This is a genomic window from Microcystis sp. M_OC_Ca_00000000_C217Col (genome assembly GCF_007095585.1).
Classification (GTDB): Bacteria; Cyanobacteriota; Cyanobacteriia; order Cyanobacteriales; family Microcystaceae; genus Microcystis; species Microcystis panniformis.
The window spans coordinates 1-4400 of sequence record NZ_SFBV01000239.1; the positions used below are offsets into that span (position 1 = coordinate 1).

Here is a 4400-nt window from a genome sequence, read left to right on the forward strand (position 1 = left end):
TGTCCACGCCCTTTTTCAGAATATAGGCACCCAAGCTACAAAGCGGTATTTTTTACCTAGGTTGGGACGGGTTGCCTACTTCTCAAGATACAAGGTTGGGTTGAAGCATGAAACCCAACTATAGTACGCTTGGATTGACCCAAGGAAACCCCACAAAAGGTCAGGAGAAGCGATCGCCGATTCCGACGGATTTAGGTGTTGGCTGTTGGGTTCCGCTTTCCTCTAAAATTGAGAGGTTTTCTTTAACCCATTGATTCGCTCAACCCAACCTACGAACTGAAATGTTGGGTTTCGCTTTCCTCTAAAATTGAGAGGTTTTCTTTAACCTATTGATTCGCTCAACCCAACCTACGGACTTCCTTGAAAAATCCCAACTTAGTAGATTTAGAAAAATGAGATGCACCCTGCCAAATGCCAAATCTTATCATACCTCATCTCTATAAGAAACGCCGTAACTTACTCTTATAAGTAATACTTTTTATCTGTTTAAATATCTATCTTTAGTAGGAAATTGGCGAGTGAGAAGTGGAAAGTGGGGAGTTTTTTGCTGTGAACAGTAATCAGTGAGGTTCTTCGGTTTGTCTTATGCAACGGACAGGGTTATAAGAAATGAAACTCTTATAGAGAAAGACATTTGGCGATTTTTGTCAATTGTTTTCTAGAGCGAACTAATCAAGTAAATCCCTTGCCAGATAAAGATTTAGTCGATTTATGCCACCCGATCGAACCAGACCAAGTAACGAAGAACTATCAGGTGAAAAGACAGTAGGAAACTTCTATTTAATACTGCACACTTAAAACTCAAATCTGATAACTGATCACTGATAACTGCTATAAACCACCCCAAACTAATCGGGCTGCCCAAAAGGGAATTAACAAAAATAAAGCGATAAAATCAGCCCATCTTAACTGTAATTGGTGCCAGCGTACTTGATGCTGATTGGGACTGGTAAAACCGCGAACCTCCATAGCAATTGCTATTTGTTCGGCGCGTAAAAGCAAATTATCTAGTAATTTTTCCACTACTGTTAACCAGACGTTTAAACTTCTTTTAATCCCTAATTTTTGCCAATCGATCGCCCTAGTTCGCACTGCCCTGGCTAGATTTTGCACTTCTTCTAAAACCAGAGGAATAAAGCGCAAAGACAGGGTCAGAGTCAGAGAAATTTCTGTCACAGGCACATTAAATCGCCGTAAAGGACTGATTAAATTCTCTAAACCTTCGGTAATTTCTTCTGGGGCCGTCGTCAACAAAAAGAGATTAGTGCTATAAATTAAAGTAAAAATTAGGGTACTAATTCTCACTGCTAATTCCAAAGAACGTCGGGTAACAAATAAACGGCCTCTATCCCATAAAACATACTGATAATCACTTGCTGGCGGTAAATTCAGCCCTTCCTCTGGTAAACGCGGCTGAATACTCACCGCTAAACCATCGGGAGTGATGGCAGTAATCAGAAAGACGATAATCGCTAAAAATATCAGCCAGCCCATCTGTTGCCGCCAGACGCGGGGGGGAATAGGTGCAAGCAGGGTTAACAACATTAATAATCCCACCAAAGCTAAACGCCACCAAGCATTAGCTAATAAAGGTGCTGCTAAAAACACCATTAACCAGATAAATTTTACCCTGGCATCTAGTTGATGTAGTCGGGTGATCGGTTGATCGAGATAAAGACCGATGGGCAAACTTCGCAATAAATCCATAAATTAGACCTTGGTGGCTCTATTAACCGTTTTTTCCACTTCTCGCGCCGGTTTGCCGCGCCAGATTAAGCGGATCGGGGTTCCTTTAAAGCCTAACTGTTGCCGGAATTGCCCTTCGATGTAACGGCGATAGTTATCATTAAAGCGCTGGGGATCGTTAACGAAAAGGGCGATCGTGGGGGGTTGACTCGATACTTGCGTGCCATAGTATAGTTTCCCCTGTTTTCCGCCCCTGGTGGTGGGGGGATTGTGCCATTTAACCGCATCTTCGATCACATCGTTGATTACCGAGGTACTGACGCGACGACGGTGAGATTCGGCGGCAATATCGACTAATTCGAGGATTTTGGTGACTCTTTGCCCCGTCATAGCACTGACAAAGATCATTTCTGCCCAATCCATGAAATACAGCCGATCCTGGAGCATTTTGGTGTAAGTATTGATGGTGTAGGTGTCTTTCTCCACCGCATCCCATTTATTGACCACTAGCACCACCGCACGCCCTTCTTCAATGATTCGCCCCGCTAATTTTAAATCCTGTTCGGTGACACCATCTAGCACATCGATGACGAATAGTACCACGTCAGACCGGCGAATTGCCTTAAAAGCACGGTTAATACTGAAAAATTCGGCTCCATAGTCCACATTCTTCTTACGGCGAATCCCGGCGGTGTCAATTAACCGATACACCTGTCCTTCTCGTTCAATTAAAGTATCGATCGAGTCTCTGGTGGTTCCCGAAATCGGACTAACGATCGCCCGTTGTTGTCCGGTTAAAGCATTGAGGAGACTGGATTTACCCACGTTAGGACGACCGATAATTGCCACTTTAATCTCTTCATTTTCGGGAATTGCCGCCCCGGGTGGCAAATATTTAATCAGGGCATCTAGTAGTTCTCCTGTACCGGAGCCGTGAATGGCCGAGATGGGGAAGGGTTCACCGATGGCTAATTCCCAGAATTCCGTCGCTTGCAGGATACCCTGTTCCACCGATTCACATTTATTGACGGCCAAAAGTATCGGGACATTTTGCTGTCGTAACCAAGCGGCAATTTCTCGATCGCCGGCGGTAATTCCTGCCTGGCCATCGACGACAAAAATCGCCACACTTGCCTCTGCTAGGGCGATTAAAGCCTGTTCGCGGATTAAAGGGAGAAATTCGCTGTCATCGTTAAAAACTAGCCCTCCTGTATCGACAATTTGAAAATCTCGATCGCACCAGAAAGCTGGTTGATAGGTGCGATCTCTGGTAATCCCGGGTTGATCGAAAACGATCGCCTGTTGATCTCCAGCGATACGATTGACGAGGGTGGATTTGCCCACATTGGGACGACCGATAATAGCGACGACAGGCAGTTTCATAAGAGGGGGAGGGGACGGAAATTAAAGACCCAATATTCTATCATAGCGATTTGCGATCGACCTTGGTTGATTGATCGTGTTTCTGTTCGGCACTGAGACATTGAATACTTTAGTCTGTAGAACTTTGGTATACAAAAGACTAGAATTCAGCTTATGCAATCTGGTCAACTAGAGCAAATTTTAGGACAAGAACTACAGCGTTATCGCCAAGAAAAAGGGTGGTCGCAAGAGTATTTGGCGGAAGTAACAGGTCTGCATAGAACTTACATCAGTCAACTAGAGCGAGGATTAAAAAGTCCATCGGTGAGAGTGCTTAGTCATATTACTAATGCTTTAGGTCTGAGGATGAGTGAATTTTTGTATTCCGTAGAGGAATCCCTAAGTGTTAACGAACGACGAGACTAAAAGACTAAAGCAGGCCATTCTAGCCGCAATTGCCTCACCATTGATTGGCTCGATCGAGGATTATAGCTGGGAAGCAATTTTTCATTATATCAAGAATATTCCTTTATCCGATCCTGCCCTAGGCAGAAGCAAACTACTCTACGATGCAGTGGACAGTAAAACTGCCAGTGGTTGGTCGCTAAAATCTCTACAACTGAATAGTTTAACTACAGATAATACCTTTTTGTTCGTAATTCAACGAGCAGATATTATCAAAAAAGCCATTCAACTTGGGGTTCCCTCTTTGAATCTGCAATCTTCCCCCGCACAACTGGGAACCGCTATTATTCAACACTGGAACGAGAAGATTCGCTCCAGTCAAACTGCTCAAAATGTCATGGCTCTTCTGGTTTCTGTGTGGAAACTAGGTCTATACTGATAGTTTATTCCGCAAAATAGTCCTAAAAGTTTTGCCCAATAAGCACTTCAGGATTCCATAAGCCAAAATTATCACACATGTCATCAACAGCTATGAGGGAATATTGCTAAAAAACCGAGAGGCCAATGAATATGTTTACTGTGAATACCCCCTTAATCCTCTTGATCCTAATGTTTTTTCTTGGGCATGGGCAATAGATAAAAAAACTGGGGGAGTAGGGGCAGGTTTACAGGGAAGCGCCAATTCAAGTTTGAATTGCATCACTATCTGATCTACCTTTATAGAATACCTCATTCGGGGTACGATAGTCAAGACATTTTCGAGGACGATTGTTAATCAAGTTTACGGCTCTTTCCACCTCCTCTGGCTTAACGATTTTAAAATTCGTTCCCTTGGGGAAAAATTGTCTTAACAGTCCATTGGTATGCTCGTTTAATCCCCTCTCCCACGAATGATAAGGAGTAGCAAAATAAAAATCTGCTCCTAGTTTCTGACTCAACTCTTGATG

Annotated in this window: 5 protein-coding genes; 2 read left to right on the plus strand and 3 right to left on the minus strand. The window is 43.5% G+C overall.

Annotated features, from left to right (window positions below):
- Positions 1 to 831: 831 nt before the first annotated feature.
- Positions 832 to 1707 (minus strand): energy-coupling factor transporter transmembrane component T family protein, encoded by an 876-nt coding sequence (locus EWV66_RS14750; RefSeq protein ID WP_072926937.1) that lies wholly within the window; start codon positions 1705 to 1707, stop codon positions 832 to 834.
- Between the two features lie 3 nt (positions 1708 to 1710).
- Positions 1711 to 3069: a ribosome biogenesis GTPase Der gene (gene der, locus EWV66_RS14755; RefSeq protein ID WP_002766078.1), complete on the minus strand. Its 1359-nt coding sequence runs from the start codon at positions 3067 to 3069 to the stop codon at positions 1711 to 1713.
- Between the two features lie 153 nt (positions 3070 to 3222).
- On the opposite strand from der, the gene EWV66_RS14760 reads away from it, so the two are divergent.
- Both EWV66_RS14760 and EWV66_RS14765 read left to right on the plus strand, forming a co-directional pair.
- Positions 3223 to 3474, plus strand: coding sequence for a helix-turn-helix domain-containing protein (locus EWV66_RS14760; protein WP_072926936.1), 252 nt, complete (start codon positions 3223 to 3225; stop codon positions 3472 to 3474).
- Entirely contained in the window at positions 3452 to 3892 is a 441-nt protein-coding gene (locus tag EWV66_RS14765; RefSeq protein WP_287107088.1) for a hypothetical protein, read from the plus strand. The genes EWV66_RS14760 and EWV66_RS14765 overlap by 23 nt, the downstream gene beginning before the upstream one ends.
- A gap of 244 nt (positions 3893 to 4136) precedes the next feature.
- Here EWV66_RS14765 and EWV66_RS14770 read toward each other — a convergent pair.
- A partial coding sequence (locus EWV66_RS14770) for an IS30 family transposase (protein ID WP_287107089.1) occupies positions 4137 to 4400 on the minus strand: 264 nt, incomplete at its 5' end.

Excerpts from the sequence above, each read along its gene's own strand:
- EWV66_RS14750 (WP_072926937.1), bottom strand. The coding sequence starts at position 1,707 with ATGGATTTATTGCGAAGTTTGCCCATCGGTCTTTATCTCGATCAACCG.
- der (WP_002766078.1), bottom strand. The coding sequence starts at position 3,069 with ATGAAACTGCCTGTCGTCGCTATTATCGGTCGTCCCAATGTGGGCAAA.
- EWV66_RS14760 (WP_072926936.1), top strand. The coding sequence starts at position 3,223 with ATGCAATCTGGTCAACTAGAGCAAATTTTAGGACAAGAACTACAGCGT.